Annotated in this window: 15 protein-coding genes and 1 tRNA gene; 9 read left to right on the top strand and 7 right to left on the bottom strand. The window is 69.9% G+C overall.

The features are described from left to right. Positions 1-49 precede the first annotated feature (49 nt). The 8 genes from BLR99_RS05340 to BLR99_RS05305 all read left to right on the top strand — a co-directional run bounded on the left by BLR99_RS05340 (position 50) and on the right by BLR99_RS05305 (position 8,894). On the top strand, positions 50-838 hold the full coding sequence (locus BLR99_RS05340; RefSeq protein WP_017438650.1) for a type VI secretion system accessory protein TagJ: 789 nt from the start codon (positions 50-52) through the stop codon (positions 836-838). A gap of 16 nt (positions 839-854) precedes the next feature. Then, a complete protein-coding gene (gene tssE / locus BLR99_RS05335) occupies positions 855-1,376 on the top strand; it encodes a type VI secretion system baseplate subunit TssE (RefSeq protein WP_011794620.1) in 522 nt (173 codons plus the stop codon). Positions 1,377-1,448: 72 nt separating this feature from the next. Next, the gene (gene tssF, locus BLR99_RS05330; protein WP_011794621.1) at positions 1,449-3,323 is read left to right on the top strand and encodes a type VI secretion system baseplate subunit TssF; all 1,875 of its coding nucleotides are present in this window, start codon (positions 1,449-1,451) and stop codon (positions 3,321-3,323) included. Next, complete coding sequence (gene tssG / locus BLR99_RS05325; RefSeq protein WP_011794622.1) at positions 3,320-4,486, top strand: type VI secretion system baseplate subunit TssG; 1,167 nt, start codon at positions 3,320-3,322, stop codon at positions 4,484-4,486. Before tssF ends, tssG begins: the two co-directional genes overlap by 4 nt. A 72-nt stretch (positions 4,487-4,558) precedes the next feature. After that, positions 4,559-7,336: a type VI secretion system ATPase TssH gene (gene tssH, locus BLR99_RS05320; RefSeq protein ID WP_011794623.1), complete on the top strand. Its 2,778-nt coding sequence runs from the start codon at positions 4,559-4,561 to the stop codon at positions 7,334-7,336. Positions 7,337-7,617: 281 nt separating this feature from the next. Next, a tRNA-Leu gene (locus tag BLR99_RS05315) sits at positions 7,618-7,709 on the top strand. 13 nt (positions 7,710-7,722) lie between these two features. Beyond that, the gene (locus BLR99_RS05310; protein ID WP_011794624.1) at positions 7,723-8,361 is read left to right on the top strand and encodes a DUF6806 family protein; all 639 of its coding nucleotides are present in this window, start codon (positions 7,723-7,725) and stop codon (positions 8,359-8,361) included. Beyond that, positions 8,358-8,894: a M48 metallopeptidase family protein gene (locus BLR99_RS05305; RefSeq protein WP_228193864.1), complete on the top strand. Its 537-nt coding sequence runs from the start codon at positions 8,358-8,360 to the stop codon at positions 8,892-8,894. Before BLR99_RS05310 ends, BLR99_RS05305 begins: the two co-directional genes overlap by 4 nt. 21 nt (positions 8,895-8,915) lie before the next feature. Here the strand turns inward: BLR99_RS05305 and paoC are convergent, their stop codons facing one another. From paoC to BLR99_RS05275, 6 genes are all read right to left on the bottom strand, one after another. Further along, positions 8,916-11,165, bottom strand: coding sequence for an aldehyde oxidoreductase molybdenum-binding subunit PaoC (paoC, locus tag BLR99_RS05300; protein WP_048857799.1), 2,250 nt, complete (start codon positions 11,163-11,165; stop codon positions 8,916-8,918). Between the two features lie 5 nt (positions 11,166-11,170). After that, positions 11,171-12,121: an FAD binding domain-containing protein gene (locus tag BLR99_RS05295; RefSeq protein ID WP_011794627.1), complete on the bottom strand. Its 951-nt coding sequence runs from the start codon at positions 12,119-12,121 to the stop codon at positions 11,171-11,173. 3 nt (positions 12,122-12,124) lie between these two features. Next, positions 12,125-12,754, bottom strand: a complete 630-nt coding sequence (gene paoA, locus BLR99_RS05290) for an aldehyde dehydrogenase iron-sulfur subunit PaoA (protein WP_017440201.1) — start codon at positions 12,752-12,754, stop codon at positions 12,125-12,127. Positions 12,755-12,968: 214 nt separating this feature from the next. Then, positions 12,969-13,859, bottom strand: coding sequence for a glutamate racemase (murI, locus tag BLR99_RS05285; protein WP_011794628.1), 891 nt, complete (start codon positions 13,857-13,859; stop codon positions 12,969-12,971). A gap of 96 nt (positions 13,860-13,955) precedes the next feature. Continuing rightward, the gene (locus tag BLR99_RS05280) at positions 13,956-15,515 is read right to left on the bottom strand and encodes a fumarate hydratase (RefSeq protein ID WP_011794629.1); all 1,560 of its coding nucleotides are present in this window, start codon (positions 15,513-15,515) and stop codon (positions 13,956-13,958) included. A gap of 81 nt (positions 15,516-15,596) precedes the next feature. Further along, positions 15,597-17,807, bottom strand: coding sequence for a putative bifunctional diguanylate cyclase/phosphodiesterase (locus BLR99_RS05275; RefSeq protein ID WP_017438498.1), 2,211 nt, complete (start codon positions 17,805-17,807; stop codon positions 15,597-15,599). 234 nt (positions 17,808-18,041) lie between these two features. Here BLR99_RS05275 and fumC point away from each other — a divergent pair, with 234 nt between their 5' ends. Beyond that, complete coding sequence (gene fumC, locus BLR99_RS05270; protein ID WP_011794631.1) at positions 18,042-19,427, top strand: class II fumarate hydratase; 1,386 nt, start codon at positions 18,042-18,044, stop codon at positions 19,425-19,427. 12 nt (positions 19,428-19,439) lie between these two features. Here the strand turns inward: fumC and BLR99_RS05265 are convergent, their stop codons facing one another. After that, on the bottom strand, positions 19,440-20,660 hold the full coding sequence (locus BLR99_RS05265) for a DNA topoisomerase IB (RefSeq protein ID WP_011794632.1): 1,221 nt from the start codon (positions 20,658-20,660) through the stop codon (positions 19,440-19,442). Positions 20,661-20,750 lie beyond the last annotated feature (90 nt).

The following is a 20,750-nucleotide window of genomic DNA, read 5'->3' as shown; positions in this document are numbered from 1 at the left end:
CGCCGGTTCCCCCAGCGGAGAACCCATAACTATTTTTGCGGACCACCGCATGCAATCCATGAATTTCGATTTCAAGCGCCCGCTGGACCGCCAGCTGGCCGAGCTCAAGGACGCGATCCGGGCCAAGCCGCAGGATGCGCCGCTGCGGGTGTTCTATTTCCAGGTCCTGGCGGTGTACGGGGAGTGGCAGAAGGCGCTGGACCAGCTGCAGATCTGTGCCCAGCTGGACCGCAAGGCGGAAGCCATGGCACGTGCCTACCGGGAGGTGATCCTGTGCGAGGTCGCGCGCCGTGACGTGTTCGCGGGCAAGCGCACGCCCAACATCGTCGGCGAGCCCCCGGAATGGCTCGGATGGATGGTGGAAGGCCTGCAGTGCCTGGCCGAGGGGCGTGCCGGTCAGGCCGCGGAACTGCGCGCCGCCGCGTTCGAGCAGGCGCCGGCCTCGGCTGGTGAGATCGACGGCGAGGCGTTCGAGTGGATCGCCGACTCCGACGCGCGCCTGGGCCCGGTCTGCGAGCTGTACGCCAACGGCAGCTATTACTGGGTGCCGTTTTCCAGCGTGTCGCAGATCGCCTTCGAGAAGCCGCAGGACCTGCGCGATCTCGTCTGGTCGGCCTGCGAGCTCACGCTGCACAACGGCGGCGTGATGCATGGGTTCATCCCCACGCGCTATCCGGGCTCCGAAACCGCCGAGCGCGACGAGATCCGGCTGGCACGCGCCACCGAATGGCGCGACCTGGGGGACGACCAGGCGACGGGCTGGGGCCAGCGCGTGTGGGCCACGGACCAGGGCGATGCCGCGCTGCTCGACGTGCGGCGGGTGAAGCTGTCCGCCTGAGCGGAGCGGACGGTCCATGGCGACGCAGAGCAGGGAGAAATACGGCAACGGCAAGGACCGGCTGCAGCCGGCGCTGCTGGACCGGCTGACCGACCACGAGCCCTCCCGCCGCACGGAGCGGGCCGAATCGGTCTATGTGACCGAGCCGCGCCTGCGGCAGGCACTGCTGCGCGATCTCAACTGGCTGCTGAATGCGTCGGACGCGTCGTCGCACATCGATTTCGAGGGCCTGCCCCACGCCGAGCGCTCCGTGCTGAACTTCGGCATGAAGCCGCTGGCTGGCCAGCTGCTGTCGGAGCTGGACTGGAAGGACGTGGAAGCGGCCATCCTGAAGGCGATCCTCCAGCACGAGCCCCGCATCCTGCCCCATACCCTGAGCGTGACGCTGGCGCCTTCCAGCAAGCTGTTCAACCACCACAACACCCTGCAGTTCGAAATCCGGTGCCAGTTCTGGTCGTCGCCCTATCCGCTGGAGCTGCTGCTCAAGACCAGCCTCGACCTGGAGACCGGGCAGGTGTCCGTGTCCGAGCAGCGGTGAGGTTGCGTGCAATGGGCCGCCCGGGGCGGGCCCGCCTGACGGCCGCGGTGCGCGGCCTGGAGCTTTTCTGACATGAATCCGCGGCTGGTCGAGTACTACAACCGGGAGCTGAGCTACCTGCGCGAACTGGGCGCGGAGTTCGCTGCCGCCTTCCCGAAAGTCGCCGGGCGGCTGTCGCTGCGCGAGCTGGAGGTGGCCGATCCCTACGTGGAGCGGCTGCTCGAGGGCTTCAGCTTCCTCACGGCACGCATCCAGATGAAGATGGACGCGGAGTTTCCGCGTCTCTCGCAGCGCATCCTGGAGATGGTCTGTCCCCATTACCTGGCCCCGACGCCGTCGATGGTGGTCGTGCAGATGGAGCCCAGCGGCACGGAGGGCAGCCTGGTCGAAGGCTACACCCTGGAGGCCGGCAGCGTGATCCGCGGGCGCAAGACCGCGGAAGACCAGACGCCGTGCGATTTCCGCACCGGACATGCGGTCACGCTCTGGCCCATCGATCTGCAGCAGGCCCGCCTGGGCGGGCCGCCGCTGGACCTGCCGCTGTCGCGTTTCGGACTGGCGGAAGAGGCTGCCGGCCATCTGCGTTTCACGCTGTCGGTGCGCGGCGCCGCGCAGTGGCGCAACCTGCGCATGGACCGGCTCGACCTGCACATCTCCGCGGGGGACGCCGTGGCGTCGCACCTGCAGGAGCTGATCCACGAGTCCGTCATGGGCGTCATCGTCCACGATCCGCAGGACGCATCCAGGGTCTGGGCCCAGTTGCCGGCGGAGTCCGTGCAGCCGGAGGGGTACGAGCAGTCCCAGGCCCTGCTGCCCTACACCCACCGGGCATTCCAGGGGCACCGGCTGCTGCACGAGTATTTCGCCTTTCCCGCGCGGTTCCGCTTTTTCTCGATCCGGGGGCTGCGGGAGGCGCTCGACCGCGTGCCGGGCCCGCAGGTCGGCATCACGCTGCTGCTGCGGCGCGCGCAGCCCACGCTGGAAGCGCAGGTGGACCGCAACAAATTTCTCCTGCACTGCGTGCCGGCGATCAATTTGTTCGAACGCCCGGCCGACCGCATCCACGTGTCCCCGGGCGTCAGCGAATACCACGTGGTGCCGGACCGGACGCGGCCGCGCGATTTCGAGGTCTATTCGATTCTCGGCGTGACAGGCCACCGGGAGGGGCAGCTCAAGGACCAGGATTTCCTGCCGTTCTTCGCGTCGGTGCACGGCCTGCGCGCGAGCGAACAGGCCTATTTCGCCGTGCGCAGGGAGCCGCGCCTGTTCTCGGAGCATGCCACGCGTTTCGGGCCGCGCACCCAGTATCTGGGCAGCGAGGTTTTCATCTCGCTGGTGGACCAGAGGGCAGCGCCGTTCGCGGACGACCTCAAGCAGCTCAGCGTGCGGACGCTGTGCACCAACCGCGACCTGCCGCTGCTCATGGGGGGCAAGGGCGAGCAGAGCGACTTCAGCCTGGTGGAGTCCGCGCCCGTGGCCTCGGTGCGCACGGTGGCCGGCCCGACGCGGCCCACGGCCAGCATCGCCGAGAACGAGATGACCTGGCGGCTGATCTCGCACTTGTCCCTCAACTACCTGGCGATGAGCGACCTGTCGGAGGAAGAGGGCGCGGCGACGCTGCGCGATCTGCTGCGGCTCTACATCGACCACGGGGACCGCGACCTGTCCGGGCAGATCGCGGCGATCCGGTCGCTGGCGATCGCGCCGGTCACGCGCCGGCTGCCCCAGCACGGGCAACTGGTCTATGGCCGCGGCGTGGGCATCACCCTGGGCGTGGACGAAGGGCCGCTCGCGGGCGTGAGCCCCTGGCCCCTCGCGTCGATCCTGGAGCGCTTCTTCGCCCGCCATGTGGGTGTCAACAGCTATACCGAACTGTCGCTGCGGTCGCGGCAGCGGGGGGCGGTAGCGCGCTGGAAGGTGCGCCCCGGCCAGAGGCCCGCGGCATGAGCGACCGTGTGCCCGCGCAGGAGGACTCCGCAATGCCGGAGGCGGGACCGCGACCGGGGCAGGGGCCGGCGCCGGATGCCGGCCTGGATGCGTCGGGGTTCTGGCAGCGCCTGCGGCGCGATCCGCATCCGTTCGACCTGTTCTTCGCGCTGCGCGTGCTGCAGGCGCGCAGCCGCGGCCATCCGCGCTTCGGCAAGGCCCTGCGCCCGCGGGACGAGCCGCTGCGCCTGGGCCAGGACCCGTCGCTGGCCTTCGCGCCCGCGACCCTCGCCGAGGTGCTGCCGGCCACGGCCGGCCAGCCCGAGCGCCTCACGGTCTGGAACTTCGGCCTCTATGGCCCCAACGGGCCGCTGCCCACGCACTTGACCGAGTACGTGCGCGAGCGGCTGCGGCAGCACGACGACCCGACGATCGCGCGCTTCTCCGACATCTTCCACCACCGGCTGCTGCTGCTGTTCTTCCGGGCGTGGTCCGACACGCAGCCAGTGACCTCGCTCGACCGTCCGGACAGCGACCTGTTCGGGCGCCACCTGCGCAGCCTGATCGGCTATGGCGAGGCGTCCCAGCGCGACCGCGACACCGTACCGGACCATGCCAAGCAGTACCTGGCGGGCCACTGGACGCGCTGGACCCGCAATCCCGAAGGCCTGGTGTCGGCCCTGCGGATCTTCTTCGAAGTGCCCGTGGAACTGGTCGAGTTCACGCTGCATTACCTGGAGCTGGATCCGGAGCAGCAGACCACGCTGTCGCGCGTGCCGCGCAACGCGCGCCTGGGCGTGGACACGGTGGTGGGCAGCCGGGTGCCCGACGCGCAGGGCAAGTTCCGGCTGCGCATCGGCCCGCTGCCGCTCGCGCAGTACGAACGCTTCCTGCCGGGCGGCGAAGACTTCCGGGCGCTGGTGGACTGGGTGCGCAACTACGTCGGCATCGAGTTCGCATGGGATTACGAGCTGATCCTGCGCCGCGAGGATGTCCCGCCCTGCCAGCTCGGCGGCAGCGTCCGGCTGGGATGGACGACGTGGTCCTTCTCCGGTCCCGCGCAGCGCGATCCGGACGATTTCCGGCTGGACCCCGAACTGTGGCTGGCATCGCGCAGGCGGGCCCGCGCGGATGCCGGTGCGGGATCGCGGGCCGGGCCCGTCCCGGCGGCCGAAGCGTCCTAGCGTGCGGCACCGTGGCGTGTTTCCTTCTTTGTTCATTCCTTCACCGATTTCCATTTCCATCCGCGAGGTCCCATGTCTGAAATCAGCCGGCAAGCCCTTTTCGGCAAGCTCAATCCCCTGCTCTTCAAGTCGCTGGAAAGCGCGACCGTGTTCTGCAAGCTGCGCGGCAATCCCTACGTGGAGCTGGTGCACTGGCTGCACCAGCTGCTGCAGGAGACGGATTCCGACCTGATCCGGCTGCTGCGCCACTTCGCGGTGGATTCCGACCGGCTCGCCACCGACGTGCTGCAGAGCCTGGACCGGCTGCCGCGCGGCGCCACGTCGATCAGCGATTTCTCGGCGCAGATCGAATCCTCGATCGAACGCGGCTGGGTGTACGCCACGCTGATGTACGGCGAATCGCAGATCCGCAGCGCCTACTGGCTCTCGGGCATGCTGCGCACGCGCGTGCTGGCCAACGAGCTGCGCGCGATTTCGGGGGAATTCAACAAGCTGGGCGAGCCTGCCCTGAGCGAGGTGTTCGGCCGCGTGCTGCCGGATTCGCCGGAATCGCGCCTGAAGGCCGCGGACGGCAGCGGCCTGGGCGGCGTGCCCGGCGAGGCGAGCGGCGCCACTGCCGAGGCGGCCGGGCCCGGCGAGGCCCTGAAGCGTTACACGGTGGACCTGACGGAGCGCGCGCGCCTGCAGGAACTCGACCCGGTCACCGGCCGCGACGAGGAAGTGCGCCAGATGGTGGACATCCTCATGCGCCGGCGTCAGAACAACCCCATCCTGGTCGGCGAGGCCGGCGTGGGCAAGACGGCGGTGGTGGAAGGCCTCGCGCTGCGCATCGCGGCGGGCGACGTGCCGCCACCGCTCAAGGACGTGCAACTGCGCGTGGTGGACATCGGCCTGCTGCAGGCCGGCGCGAGCATGAAGGGCGAGTTCGAGAACCGCCTGCGCTCGCTGCTCGACGAGGTGCAGGCCAGCACGGTGCCGATCGTGCTGTTCATCGACGAGGTGCACACGCTCGTCGGCGCGGGCGGGCAGGCAGGCACGGGCGATGCCGCCAACCTGCTCAAGCCGGCGCTGGCGCGCGGCGTGCTGCGCACCATCGGCGCCACCACCTGGGCCGAGTACAAGAAATACATCGAGAAGGACCCGGCGCTCACCCGGCGCTTCCAGCTCGTGCAGATCCACGAGCCGGACGAGGCCAAGGCGGTGCACATGCTGCGCGGCGTGGCCGCGAAGCTGGAAGGCCATCACAAGGTGCGTATCGGCGAGGACGCCGTGGCTGCGGCGGTGACGCTGTCGCACCGCTACATCCCGTCGCGCCAGCTGCCCGACAAGGCCGTGAGCCTGCTGGACACCGCGTGCTCGCGCGTGGCGCTGGGCCTGCACGCGACGCCGGCGCGGCTGGAGTCGGTGGTGCGTCAGCTGGAGGCGCTCGAGGTCGAGAAGGACATCGTGCAGCGCGAGCTGGGCCTGGGCGTGGGCGACGCCGGCCGCTTCGCCGACATCGGCACCGCGATCGAGCGCCTGCTGGCCGAAAAGGCCGAATTGCAGGAGCGGTTCGAACGCGAGAAGGTGCTGGTGCAGCAGATCGTGGACGCGGAGGCGGCGTTGCTGAAGCCGGCCGGCAAGCCCGGGGCAGCCGGGGCGGCGCAGGCGCCTGCCCCGGCAACCGCGCCGGCCCATGCATCGGAGGCCTCCGGAGAAGCCGGCAGCGGCGGGGCGGCTGCCGCCGGTACGGCACAGGGCGCGGCGGTGTCCCCGGGCGTCGCCACTCCCGAGGCGCTGGCTGCGCTGCGCCAGGACCTGGCGCGCCTGCAGGGCGAAGATCCGCTGCTGCAGCCCGTCGTGGATGCGAGCGTGGTGGCTGCGGTGGTGGCCGAATGGACGGGCATCCCCGTGGGCCGCATGGTGCGCGACGAGGTGCAGTCCGTGCTGACGCTCGCCGATACGCTGGAGAAGCGGGTGATCGGCCAGCGCCACGGCCTGGAGGCGATCACGCGCCGCATCCAGACCGCGCGTGCCCAGCTGGACAACCCCGGCAAGCCCATCGGCGTGTTCCTGCTGGCCGGGCCCTCGGGCGTCGGCAAGACGGAGACCGCGCTGTCGCTGGCCGAGGCGCTGTACGGTGGCGAGCAGAACCTCATCACCATCAACATGAGCGAATACCAGGAGGCCCACACGGTCTCCACGCTCAAGGGCGCGCCGCCCGGCTACGTGGGCTACGGCGAAGGCGGCGTGCTGACCGAGGCCGTGCGCCGCCGCCCCTACAGCGTGGTGCTGCTCGACGAGATCGAGAAGGCCCACCCGGACGTGCACGAGCTGTTCTTCCAGGTGTTCGACAAGGGCTGGATGGAAGACGGCGAGGGGCGCTACATCGATTTCAAGAACACGGTCATCATCCTGACTTCCAACGTGGGCTCGGAGCTGATCGCCGGCATGTGCCGGGATCCGGAGCTGGCGCCCCAGCCCGAGGCACTGGCCCAGGCGGTGCGCAAGCCGCTGCTGGAGAAATTCCCGGCCGCGCTGCTGGGCCGGCTGGTGGTGGTGCCGTACTACCCGATCTCGGACGCGATGCTCGAGCAGATCATCCGCCTGCAGCTGCAGCGCATCCAGACGCGCATCGCCGAGCGCCACGGCGCCGTGCTGGACATCGACGATGCGGCCGTGCAGCTCATTCGCCAGCGCTGCACCGAGGTGGAATCCGGCGCCCGGATGGTGGACGGAATCATCACCCAGAACCTGCTGCCGCGGCTGGCGATGCGCTTCCTGCAGAGCTCTGTCGATTCGAAGTCGATCCGCCGCATCCGCCTCGGCGTGGCGGACAGCGATTTCGCCATCGAGTACGAAGAGGCCTGAGCCGTCCCCGGGAACGGGTGCCGCCCCCGGAAGGGGGCTTTTCCCGACTTGGTACATAATGGATGGTTTCCACGGCCGGTGGCAGGTGCCCTGCGGCCGCGGCGCAACTGCCGGAACGCACGGCACCCATTTCGGTCGATACAAGGGAAGCTGCGGCTTCCCTTTTCACTTTGCCGCGCAGGCAGGCATCGCCTGACTGTCCCCCGGGAGGCCATGCGGACATTGCACTCACCCCGCTCCGGGGGTACGCTGCAGTGCGGAGCCCGGGCGGCGCAGCCGGCGCCCCGATGGTGAAATTGGTAGACACTGCGGACTTAAAATCCGCCGCTTCCTGCGAAGGGGCGTGCCGGTTCGATCCCGGCTCGGGGCACCACTACGATTCGATCATGTCAAGTTACAACGCTCCTTTTGAAATCCATGTCCACGGCCAGGTGCAGATGCGTGCCGACACCACGTTCGAGCAGCTGCAGGACGCGCTCAAGCCGCTCTGGAAGTACGCGGGCGCCCGTTCGCTGGCCGACGGTGCGGCGAGCGCGTACGAGGAAGAGCCGGGCATCGAGTTCGATGCCAAGGAGCACGTGCTGAACATCTGCTGGACGGTGCATGGCGACGAGGATTTCCGCCAGTCGCTGGACGAGATGTGCATGAGCCTGAACGAACTTTCGGAGCAGGGCGCGGCCATCGAGGTGACGTTCTACGACACGGAGTTCGACGAGGACGAGGAAGACGACGGCACCGAGGCGCGCGATGATTTCGTCATGCTCTTCGTGGGCCCGACGCCCGCGGCCATCATGCAGGTGCAGCGCGATCTGCTGGTGCAGGACGTGGTGCACCTGATGGAGCGCCATTTCGACGGCGCCGAACTGGGCGGCGTGGTATCGGAGATCGACAAGCTGTTCTCGCAGCGCTTCGATGCCCTGGTGAATTCGCTGGAGATCGGCAAGCCCCCGCGCGGCACGGGGGGCGGCCCCGGTTCCGGCGGCCACGGCGGCGGCGGTGGCCGGAGGCCCCGCCACCTGCATTGAGCGTCCGGCCGTCCGGCGCCGATCCGTTGCTGCCCTACCTGCAAGGCTATCCCGAGCCGCTGCGCGCGCAGGTCGCAGCCCTCGCGGACGGCGACGGGCTTGGCGGGCTGCTGCTGCGGCGCTACCCCCAGGCCCATGCGGTGCGTGACGACAAGTCCCTCTACCGCTATGCGGCCGACCTGAAGGCGCGCCACCTGCGCCATGCCGCGCCCTTGAACAAGGTGGTCTTCGACAGCAAGATCCACGTGGTGCGGCATGCGCTGGGGCTGCACACGGCCTCGTCGCGGGTGCAGGGCGGCCGCCTGGCAGCCCGCCACGAAATCCGCGTGGCATCGGTGTTCAAGCGCGTGCCCGAGGAGTTCCTGCGCATGATCGTCGTGCACGAGCTGGCGCACCTGCGCGAGAAGGACCACGGCAAGGCGTTCTACCAGCTCTGCGAATCCATGGAGTCGCGCTACCACCAGTACGAGTTCGACACGCGCGTGTACCTCACCCACCTGGAGCGCGGTGGCGAGCCGCTCTGGCAGGACTGACGGCCGGGGCCGCAACCGTGCCTACACCGCCGTGCGCGGCATCCCGGCGATCAGTTTGTCGAGCGTGATGGGATAGTCCCGCACGCGCACCCCGGTCGCGTTGTAGATCGCGTTGGCGATGGCCGCGCTCACGCCGCAGATACCCAGCTCGCCCACACCCTTGGCCTTCATGGGCGAGGCGCGCGGGTCGGTCTCGTCGAGGAAGACCACCTCCTGGTGCGGGATGTCGGCATGCACCGGCACCTCGTAGCCGGCCAGGTCGTGGTTCACGAAGAAGCCCAGGCGGGTGTCCACCGCGAGTTCCTCCATCAGCGCGCTGCCCACGCCCATGGTCATGGCGCCGATCACCTGGCTGTGCGCCGATTTGGGATTCAGGATGCGGCCCGCCGCGCACACGGCCAGCATGCGGCGGATGCGCACCTCGGCGGTGAACGCGTCCACGGCGACCTCGACGAAATGCGCGCCGAAGGTGGACTGCTGGGTTTCCTTCTCCAGCACGCCGAATTCGATGGTGTCCTCCGCCTCCGGCTCGCCATCGCGGGCGGCATCGGCGAGTGCCACGCTGCGCCCTCCCGCTGACACCTGCCCGTCGGCGAACTGGGCCGTGGCCGGGTCCAGGCCCAGTTTCTTGGCGACGGCCTCGCGCAGTTTCACGCACGCGGCATAGACGCCCGAAGTGGAGCTGGCCGCGCCCCACTGTCCGCCCGAGCCGGCCGAGACGGGAAAGTCGGAGTCGCCCAGCCGCACCGCGACGCGCGAGAGCGGCACGCCCATCATCTCGGCCGCGGTCTGGGCGATGATGGTGTAGCTGCCGGTGCCGATGTCCGTCATGTCGGTTTCCACCAGGATGCGGCCCTCGCCATCCAGCCGCACGCGGGCGGCGGACTTCATGACGGGCGCGCCGCGGTAGGCCGACGCCATACCCAGGCCCACCCACCAGCGGCCCTCGCGGCGCTGCGCGGGCAGCGGGTTGCGCGCATTCCAGCCGAAGCGTTCGGCGCCCAGGCGCAGGCACTCCACCAGCCGGCGCTGCGAGAAGCGCTTTTCGGGGCGCTTGCCGTCGCCTTTGTCGCCGCCTTTTTCTCCCGTGGTGTCGGGCACGACCTGCGTGTCGTTGCGGATGCGGAGTTCCACGGGGTCGATGCCGAGCTTCTCGGCCAGCTCGTCCATGGCGACTTCCAGCGCCATGTGGCCGGTGGCTTCTCCGGGCGCGCGCATCGCATTGGCTTCGGGCAGGTGCAGTTCGGCCAGGCGCGTGGCGGTCATGCGGTTCGCGCCCGCATAGAGCCTGCGGGTCTGGTCCACGGCGCCGTCGGCCTGGCCGCCGGGCAGGTCGCCCGACCAGCACTCGTGGCCGATCGCGAGGATCTTGCCCTGCGCGTCGGCGCCGATGCGCACGCGCTGGATGGTGGCCGGCCGGTGCGTGGTGTTGTTCATCATCATCGGACGCTGCAGCGCCACCTTGACCGGGCGCTTCGCCGCACGCGCGCCCAAGGCGGCCAGCAGGGCGTCGGCGCGCAGGAAGAGCTTGCCGCCGAAGCCGCCGCCGATGAAGGGCGACACCAGCCGCACCTTGTCCTTCGGGATGCCCAGCGTCTTCGCCAGTTCGCCCTGGCCCCAGGCGATCATCTGGTTGGAGGTCCAGACGGTGAGCTGGTCGCCCTTCCAGGCGGCGATGGTGGCGTGCGGCTCCATCATGGCGTGCGACTGGTCGGGCGTGGTGTAGGTGGCATCGACCTGAACGGGGGCGGCGGCGAAGGCGCCCGCGAAGTCGCCCACCGCCGTGTCGGGTGCATCGCCGTTGATGTCCTCGGGCTTCGTGGCCGAGTCCTTGGCGGCGGCCAGGTCGTAGCGGCCGGGCTGGCGGTCGTAGTCCACGCGCACCAGCTGCGCGGCGGCGCGGGCCTGTTCGAAGGTCTCGGCCACCACCAGCGCCACGGCCTGGTGGTAGTGGTCGATCTGCGGGCCCGCCAGCAGCGGCGCGGTGTTCATCCTGCCCTGGCCCAGCTTGCCCGCCGACTGCGCGGTGACGACGGCCAGCACGCCGGGCGCACGGCGGGCGCGCTCCAGGTCGATGTGGCGGATGGTGCCGTGCGCGATCGCCGATCCCACGACGACGCCGTAGGCTGCGTCGGGCGCGACGTCGTGCCTCTCGTAGGCGTAGGGCGCGGTGCCGGTGGTCTTGCGCAGGCCGTCGATGCGGTTCACCGGCTGGCCCACGACCTTGAGCTGGTCGATGGGGTTGGCGGTGGCGGGGGTGTCGAACTTCATGGCGGTCAGCTCCGGGCCTGGGAAAGGGCTGCGGCCAGCGTGCGTTCGGCCAGGGGCAGCTTGAAGGCGTTCTCGTGGGTGGGGCGGGCACCGGCCAGCAGCCGTTCCGTCACCGCCTGCGCGCCCCGGGGCATGGCGGCCTCTGCCGCCTCGTCCCGCCAGGGCCTGGGGGCCACGCCGCCCAGCGCCACGCGGCCACTGCCGTCGGGCTGCACGATGGTCGCGACCGACACCAGCGCGAAGGCGTAGGAGGCCCGGTCGCGCACCTTGCGATAGACGTGGGTGCCGCCCACCGGCGCGGGCAGCGTGACCGCGGTGATGAGTTCGTCCGGCTGCAGCGCGGTCTCGATGTGCGGGGTGTTGCCCGGCAGACGGTGGAAGTCGGCGATGGGAATGACGCGGGTCGCGCCGTCGGCGCGCACGGTTTCCACCGTGGCATCGAGCACCCGCAGCGCCACGGCCATGTCGCTCGGATGGGTGGCGATGCACTCCTCGCTGCCACCGATCACCGCGAGCTGGCGGCTGAAGCCGCCGATGGCGGAGCAGCCGCTGCCCGGCTGGCGCTTGTTGCAGGGCATGTGGGTGTCGTAGAAGTAGGGGCAGCGCGTGCGCTGCAGCAGGTTGCCGCCCGTGGTGGCCATGTTGCGCAACTGGCCCGACGCGCCCGCCACCAGGGCGCGCGTGAGCACCCCGTAGTCGCGCCGCACGCGCGGATGGGCCGCCAGGTCGCTGTTGCGCACCAGCCCACCGATGCGCAGCCCGCCCTGCGGCGTGGGCTCCACCGTGTCCAGGCCGGTGCCGTTCACGTCCACCAGATGGGCCGGCGTCTCGATCTGCAGCTTCATCAGGTCCAGCAGGTTGGTGCCGCCGGCGATGAACCTGGCCCCCGGACGGGCGGCGACGGCGGCGGCGGCCTGCGCGGGCGAGGTCGCGCGTTCGTAGCTGAAGGGCTTCATGGCTCAAGCCTCCGCGACTTCGGTGATGGCATCCACGATGTTGGAATAGGCGCCGCAGCGGCAGAGGTTGCCGCTCATGCGCTCGCGCAGTTCCTCGGCCGACAGCAGGGGCTGGGCCACGATGTCGGCGGTGGCGTGGCTGGGCGCGCCGCGGCGCAGCTCGTCAAGGGCTCCGACCGCCGAGCAGATCTGCCCTGGTGTGCAGTAACCGCACTGGTAGCCGTCGTGCCGCACTAAGGCGGTCTGCAGCGGGTGCGGCGCGGCCGGCGTGCCCAGGCCTTCGATCGTGGTCACCCCGGCATCCTGGTGCATCACCGCCAGGCTCAGGCACGACACCACGCGGCGGCCGTCCACAAGCACCGTGCAGGCGCCGCACTGGCCGTGGTCGCAGCCCTTCTTGGTGCCGTTGAGGTGCAGATGCTCGCGCAGCGCGTCCAGCAGGGTGGTGCGGGTATCGAGGTCGAGTTCGTGCGCCGTGCCGTTGACGTTCAGGCGGACGGTGGCATGGACCGGGGCCGGAACCGCATCCGGCGGGCTCGCCGCGGAAACCGGCACGGCGGATACTGCCGCCGATGAAGCGCTGGCGATCAGCAGATCGCGCCGCGAGAGGGGGAGCTGGGCGTTGTGTTCCATCGAGGTTCCGTGGGGCTGTCACAAGGCTGGGGAAGCGCTGCGTGCGCACGGCACGCGCGAATTCCACAGCCTCGTACAGTCCGCGGCCGCGCCATGTAGGCCGTGCGCTGAAACCGCCGTGGGCGCCGGGGGGAGATACAGGAGAGCTGGGAGCCGTCCCGCAGGCCCTGGGCCGCAGCGACGCCGGGCTTTTGACGGTGCTACCGGAACCGTTTCAGGTTCCCGTTCCCAACCATTCGCCGGCCGCTTCCTGAGGTACCTCGACCAGGGCGCATGCCGATGCCGGCAACTGCAGCCAGCGGTGTGCGGCCGCCTGCAGCAGGGGCAGGGCTCCTGTCGTGAAGAGGCTCGTGGTGCCCGTGGCCGGAACGGTGGCCGCGGCCAGGGCGCCGGCCGCTTCGAGCAGCCGGCGCGTCTGGCGCGCCACGGGCTCGCCCGTCTCCACCAGGCGCACCTGCGGGCCGGTGTGCGCTCGCAGCGCATCCTCGGCGAAGAGGTAGTGCGTGCAGCCCAGCACGAGCGTGTCGATCTCCCCGGGCGCGGCGCCGAAAGGACCGAGCGCTGCCATGTACCGGGCGCAGAGCGCGCGGATCTCGGCCGTCGCAGGATCGTCGGGAAGGGTGTCGGCCGTGCTGCGCTCGATGGCGTGGGCCAGCCCGTCGCAGGGCTGCACCACGAACTCGACGGGGCCTTGCAGCGATGCCCGCAGGCGCTGGAACTTGGCGCTCGACAACGTCCCGCGCGTCCCGATCACGCCCACCCGGCCGGTGCGCGTCAGGGACAGCGCGGGCTTGAGGGCGGGCTCCACCCCTACCAGCGGCAGGTCGGCATGCCGTGCGCGGACTTCATGGATGGCGGCCGCGGTCGCCGTGTTGCAGGCCACGACCAGGGCCTTGATGCCGTGCGTTCGCTGCAGATACCCGGCGATGGCGTGGGTGCGCGCGGCCACATAGGCATCGCCGCGTTCGCCGTAGGGCGCATTGCCGCTGTCGGCCAGATAGACGAAGCGCTCGTGCGGCAGTTCGGCACGCAGCGCGCGCAGCACGCTCAGGCCGCCGACGCCGCTGTCGAACACGCCGATGGGGCGCTGCGTGGCTGATGTCATGTCGGAGGGGCGAATGTGAAAGGGGCCTGCGGCGCGCCCTGTGTGCGCCGCGGGCCCCGAATGGTAGTGCAGGGCGCGCCGGAGCGCGCACGCGCGTCAGGCCGCCACGACGTCGATGGACTTGAACTCGCCAGTGGCGATGCGCTTCTGCCATTCGGCCGGGCCCGTGATGTGGGCGCTGGTGCCGCCGGCGTCCACGGCCACCGTCACGGGCATGTCCACCACGTCGAATTCGTAGATCGCTTCCATCCCCAGGTCTTCGAAGCCGACCACCTTCGCGGTCTTGATGGCTTTGCTGACCAGGTAGGCGGCGCCGCCCACGGCCATCAGGTAGGCCGACTGGTGCTTCTTGATCGCCTCGATGGCGACGGGGCCGCGCTCGGACTTGCCGATCATCGCGATCAGGCCGGTCTGCGCGAGCATCATGTCGGTGAACTTGTCCATGCGTGTCGCCGTGGTCGGGCCGGCGGGGCCTACGGCCTCGTCGCGCACCGGATCGACCGGGCCGACGTAGTAGATCACGCGGTTGGTGAAGTCCACGGGCAGCGGCTCGCCCTTGGCCAGCATGTCCTGGATGCGCTTGTGCGCGGCGTCGCGGCCGGTGAGCATCTTGCCGTTGAGCAGCAGCGTGTCGCCGGGCTTCCAGCTGGCCACCTCCTCCCTGGTCAGCGTATCGAGGCTGACGCGGCGGCTCTTGTTGTAGTCGGGGGCCCAGTCGATCTTCGGCCACAGGTCCAGCGACGGTGCCTCCAGGTACACGGGGCCGGAGCCGTCCAGCACGAAGTGCGCATGGCGCGTGGCGGCGCAGTTCGGGATCATGGCGACCGGCTTGGAGGCCGCATGCGTGGGATACATCTTGATCTTGATGTCCAGCACGGTGGTGAGGCCGCCCAGGCCCTGCGCGCCGATGCCCAGGGCGTTGACCTTGTCGAACAGCTCCAGGCGCAACTCCTCCACCTGGTCGAGCTTCTCGCCGCGCGCGGCCTTGGCCTGCAGCTCGTACATGTTCAGGTCGTCCATCAGGCTTTCCTTGGCCAGCAGGACGGCCTTCTCCGCCGTGCCGCCGATGCCGATGCCCAGCATACCCGGAGGGCACCAGCCGGCGCCCATGGTGGGCACGGTCTTGAGCACCCAGTCCACCAGGTTGTCGCTGGGGTTCATCATGACCATCTTGGACTTGTTCTCGCTGCCGCCGCCCTTGGCCGCGACGGTGATGTCCACGGTGTTGCCGGGCACGATCTGCGTGAAGATCACGGCAGGGGTGTTGTCCTTCGTGTTCTTGCGCAGGAACTGCGGATCGGCCACGACGCTCGCGCGCAGCGTGTTGTCGGGATGGTTGTAGCCGCGGCGCACGCCTTCGTTGACGGCGTCCTCCAGGCCCTGGCCGGCCGGGAAGCCCTCCCAGCGCACGTCCATGCCGATCTTCAGGAACACGTTGACGATGCCGGTGTCCTGGCAGATGGGGCGCTGGCCGGTGGCGCTCATCTTGCTGTTGGTGAGGATCTGCGCCATCGCGTCCCTGGCCGCCGGGCTCTGCTCGCGCTCGTAGGCGCGGGCCAGGTGGGCGATGAAGTCGGCGGGGTGGTAGTAGCTGATGTACTGCAGGGACGCGGCGACGGATTCCACGAGGTCGTGGTACCGGATGGTGGTGCTCATGGTGGGGATGCGTTGTAGGTAGGACTGACGGCCATGATTATCGCGCCGCGCCCCGGCGAGGTGCTTGCCGACCGTGGAACATCAGGCCGGTGCGTCCACTGAGGGGTCGAGCGCCTGCAGGTCGATGATGGACGGGCTGAAATCCGCCGCGCCCTCGGGCTTGTCGCCCACGGCCCAGGCGAGCAGGGTGTCGGCCGGCATGGGCCGGGCGAAGTAGAAGCCCTGCAGTTCGTCGCAGTGCATGGCCGCCAGGATGTCGCGCTGGCCTTCCGTTTCCACGCCTTCGGCCACGACGCGCAGGCCCAGGGCGTGCGCCAGCCGCACCACGGCGTCCACCACGGCGCGTGCGTCTTCCTGCTCCTCCAGGTCGCGCACGAAGCTGCGGTCGATCTTGAGCTGGCGCGCCGGCAGGCTGCGCAGGTAGTGCAGGCTGGAATAGCCCGTGCCGAAGTCGTCGATGGACAGGTACACGCCGATGCGGCCCAGTTCCTCGATAGCCCGCTGGGTGGCACGCGTGTCTTCCATCGCCACCGATTCGGTGATCTCGCACAGCAGGTGCGAGGCCGGCACGCCGTGCCGCTGCAGGGCGTCGCGGATGCGGTCGGCAAGACCGCTTTCGCGCAGTTGGTAGGCCGAGAGGTTGATGGCCACGCGCATGCGCAGCCCGTCCCAGCTCCACGCGGCCATCTGCCTGCAGGCCTCCTCGATCACCCAGTTGCCGAGCTGCGCGATGAGCCCGAAGCGCTCGGCCACGGGAATGAACTCGGCCGGACTGACGTTGCCCCGCAGGGGATGCCGCCAGCGCAGCAGGGCCTCCACGCCGTTGATGCGGCCGCGCCGGGCGTCGATCTTGGGCTGGTAGTGCAGCGACAGTTCTCCGCGGGCTATCGCCTGCCGCAGGTCGTGCTGAAGCGACAGCTGGGCCGTGGCGTCGGAGTCCATGTGCGACTCGAACATCGCATAGCCGTTGCCGCCGGCCCGCTTGGCGGCATACATGGCGGCGTCGGCGTTCGCGACGAGCTTGTCGCGCTCGCCGTGGTCCGGATACACCACGATGCCGACGGAGCAGGCGATCTGCACGGTCTTGCCCGCCACCTCGAACGGCTGGCCCAGGGAATTGAGCAGCCGGTTCGCCACCGCGAGGCAGTCGGCCGGGTCGTTCACGTTTTCCAGCAGGAGCAGGAATTCGTCGCCGCCCACGCGGGCCACCGTGTCGCTCTCGCGGGCCTGCAGCCGCAGGCGCTCCGCGGCGCTGCGCAGGATGGCGTCCCCCGCCGCATGGCCGAAGGAGTCGTTGATGGGCTTGAAGCCGTCCAGGTCCACGAACATCACGCCCAGACGCTGGCCGGCATCGCGGCGCCGCATGCGGTCCAGGCGCAGCAGGGCGTGGGACAGGCGGTCCTCGAACAGTAGCCGGTTGGGCAGCAGGGTCAGGGGGTCCGCGAAGGCCTGCTTCTGCAGCTGGGCATTGGCTTCGGTGAGGCGCGCATTGCTCTCCTGCAGGGAGGCGTTGAGTTGCCGGGCCGTGCTCTGCAGGCGCGCGTCCAGCACGGCGGTGAACAGCGTGCTCAGCAGCAGCATGCCGGACGACAGCAATACCATGGCCGTCAGGCCCGGTCCGCCGAGGCCGTCGGCGCTCAGGCAGATCGAGCCTTCGGGGAACGACGCCGCAGCCATGCCCGTGTAGTGCATGCCGCAGATCGCGATGCCCATGATCAGCGCCGCAGCCGCCTGGTACCACGCCCTGCGCCGGTCCTGCCGTACGTGGATCAGCCACTGGAAGATGCGCAGCGCCGTGGCCGAGGCGAAAAACGCCACTGCGACCGACAGCGCCACCAGCACGGGATCCCACACGATGTCGATGGACATCTTCATGGCTTTCATGCCGATGTAGTGCATGCCGCTGATACCGCTGCCCATGCATACGGCGCCGAAGAGGATCTGCCACCGGCCGAACCGCGGCAGGCTGGCCATCCCCAGCGCCAGTGCCGAAGCCAGCACCGCCGCCAGCCAGGACAGCAGGGTGAGGCCGCCGGAAAATCCCAGCGCGATGGGCAGCTGGAATGCCTGCATGCCCAAAAAGTGCATGGCCCAGATGCCCGTGCCCATCACCACCGAGCCTGCGGCCCACCAGACCAGGCCGATGTGCCGCTGCGACACATGCACGCGGCGCGCCAGATCCAGCGTGACGTAGCTGGCCAGCACCGCGATGGCGAACGACGCCGCCACCACCATCGGATCGTAGTGCGACGGCATGAAGGCGGTCAGGGCGAAATTGGAAGTAGCGGACATGGTGGAGGCGACCGCCCATCGCGGCGCAGCGCCGTAGTGTATCTATTGGTTACAGGCCTTGCCGACCTGGGGGTTTGGCGGGCGGTGCGGGATGAGAATCGTTCCAGTGGCTTATGCTGCAGGACGAGGCTTCCTCGCCAGCGCGGCCCCGAAGAGAACGCGCCAGCCGTTGCCGGGGCGCATCCGCAGGGCATGCACCAGTCGTCACACCTTCCATCCAGCGGAAATTCATCCATGACCACCCGTACGGAACGCGATACTTTCGGCCCCATCGAGGTCCCGGCCCACCGGCTCTGGGGCGCGCAGACGCAGCGCTCGCTGCAGAACTTCGACATCTCCGGCGAGCGCCAGCCGCGCGAGATCCTCCATGCCCTGGCCCTGGTCAAGCGTGCCTCGGCCAGCGTGAACCACGCCCTGGGCCTGCAGGACGCCAGGAAGACCGAGGCCATCATCGCCGCGGCCGACGAGGTGGCCGCCGGCCGGCATCCGGACGAGTTCCCGCTCGTCGTCTGGCAGACCGGCTCGGGCACGCAGACCAACATGAACATGAACGAGGTGCTGGCCAACCGGGCGAGCGAAATCCTCGGCGGCGAGCGCGGCGAGGGCCGGGCGGTCCATCCCAACGACGACGTGAACCGCAGCCAGTCCAGCAACGACGTGTTCCCCACGGCCATGCACGTGGCGGCCGTGGAGGCGCTCACCCACCGACTGCTGCCCGCCATCGCGAAGCTGCGCGCCACCCTGGAGAAGAAGGCGGCGGAGTTCGACGGTATCGTGAAGATCGGGCGCACGCACCTGCAGGACGCGACCCCTCTCACGCTCGGCCAGGAAATCTCCGGCTGGGTGGCCCAGTTGGCGCACGGCGAAAAGCACGTGTGCGACGCGCTGCCCCATCTCTGCGAACTGGCGCTGGGCGGCACCGCCGTGGGCACTGGGCTGAATGCGCCCAGGGGCTACGCCGAGGGCGTGGCGAAGGAACTGGCCCGGCTGACGGGGCTGCCTTTCGTCACCTCGCCCAACAAGTTCGAGTCGCTCGCCTCGTGCGACGCGCTGGTGCATGCCCATGGCGCGCTCAAGACGCTGGCGGCCAGCATGATGAAGATCGCCAACGACGTGCGCTGGCTGGCGAGCGGCCCGCGCAGCGGCATCGGGGAGATCACGATTCCCGAGAACGAACCGGGCTCGTCGATCATGCCCGGCAAGGTGAACCCCACGCAAAGCGAGGCCGTCACCATGCTGGCGGCGCAGGTCTTCGGCAACGACGTGGCCATCAACATCGGCGGCGCCTCCGGCAATTTCGAGCTGAACGTGTTCCGCCCGATGGTGGCCCACAACTTCCTGCAGAGCGTGCGCCTGCTCGCCGACGGCATGGTGAGCTTCAACGACCACTGCGCCGTGGGCATCGAGCCCAACCGCGAGCGCATCGGCGAGCTGGTGGAGCGTTCCCTGATGCTGGTGACGGCGCTCAATACCCACATCGGCTACGACAAGGCGGCCTTCATCGCCAAGAAGGCCCACAAGGAAGGCACCTCGCTGCGCGAGGCGGCCGTGGCGTCGGGCCACGTGACGGGCGAGCAGTTCGACCAGTGGGTGGTGCCCGGCAACATGGTGGGCCGCTGACGCGGCAGCCGCTCAGGCCGCCGCCTTGCGGCGGGCGCGCCGGGCCGGCAGGGCAGGCCCGGCGGCGCGGGCTTTTCTTTCGGCGCGCGCCCGGGCACGGGCGGTGTCCTGCAGGAAGGCCATCAGCCGGCGCTCCACGGCGCTGAGGCCCCGGGCCCCGGTGGCGCGCTCGCCCATGCGCTGCCACACCGCCTGCATGCCAGGGCCGGCGTCCGACGCGAGCCGTGAACCGAGTTCCAGCACGGCGGGATGGATGTAGGACTTCTTGCAGACCGCCGGGGTGTTGCCCAGTTGGCGCGCCACTTCCGCCAGGATGTGCTTGGCGGTCGCGACCGGGGCGCCCTCGGGCTGCGTGCAGGCGATGCGCGTGAGCTCCAGGGCCTGGGCCGTGCCGTGCCAGGTCCGGAAATCCTTGGCGGTGAAGCGCATGCCGCCACCCGGCGCTCCCTCGTCCGTGCCCGCGATCTCGTGCAGGTAGTCGTTCACGTCGCCGGAGCCCACGGTGTGCCGTGTGCCGTCTTCGTCCTCGTACTGGAACAACTCCTGCCCCGGCAGCTGCTGGCACCGGCGCACCACGCGGGCCACGCGCGGGTCGTCCACGGTCGCCTGCTGCTCCACGCCGCTCTTGCCGCGAAAGCGCAGGGTGAGCCTGCTGCCGCGCACGCCCGCATGCCGGTTGCGCAGCGTGGTGAGGCCGTAGGAGCGGTTGGCGGCCGCGTACTCCTCGTTGCCCACGCGCAGGAAGGTCGTGTCCAGGAGCCGGACGATGGTCGCCAGCACCACCGTGCGCGAGAGCGCGGGCTCGCCGCGCCGGGGGCGGAGGTCGCGCGCCACGCGGGCGCGGATGCGCGGCAGGGCCCGGCCGAAGGCCTGCATGCGCTCGAACTTGGCCTCGTCGCGCTGCTGGCGCCATTCGGGGTGGTAGCGGTACTGCCGGCGTCCGCGCGCATCCAGCCCGGTGGCCTGCAGGTGGCCTTCGGGCAGCGGGCAGATCCAGACATTCGTGTAGGCAGGCGGAATCGCCAGCTTGCGGATGCGGGCGATCTCTTCCTCGTCCGTCACCCACTGCCCGTCGGGCGTGCGGAATTTGAAGTGCTTGCCGCGCAGCACGCGAGTGAGTCCCGGCAGGGTGTCGGGGTGGACGTAGCGCAGGCCGCCGGGAAGTCGCTCCGGCGGAGCGGGGCGGGGCTCGGCGTCGCGGGAGCGGGCGGTGCGGTCGGCTGGAAGGTACATGGACGGGGCCTGTGTGCGGATCTGGGTCCATCACACACGGTTTCGCTCCGCGGCGCTGTAGGAAGCGCCAGGGCCCGCCGGTGGGAAAGG

It is taken from the genome of Paracidovorax citrulli (assembly GCF_900100305.1).
Taxonomy (GTDB): Bacteria; Pseudomonadota; Gammaproteobacteria; order Burkholderiales; family Burkholderiaceae_C; genus Paracidovorax; species Paracidovorax citrulli.
Note: the sequence above shows the minus strand (reverse complement) of the source record. Positions and strands in the feature narration are given on the sequence as shown.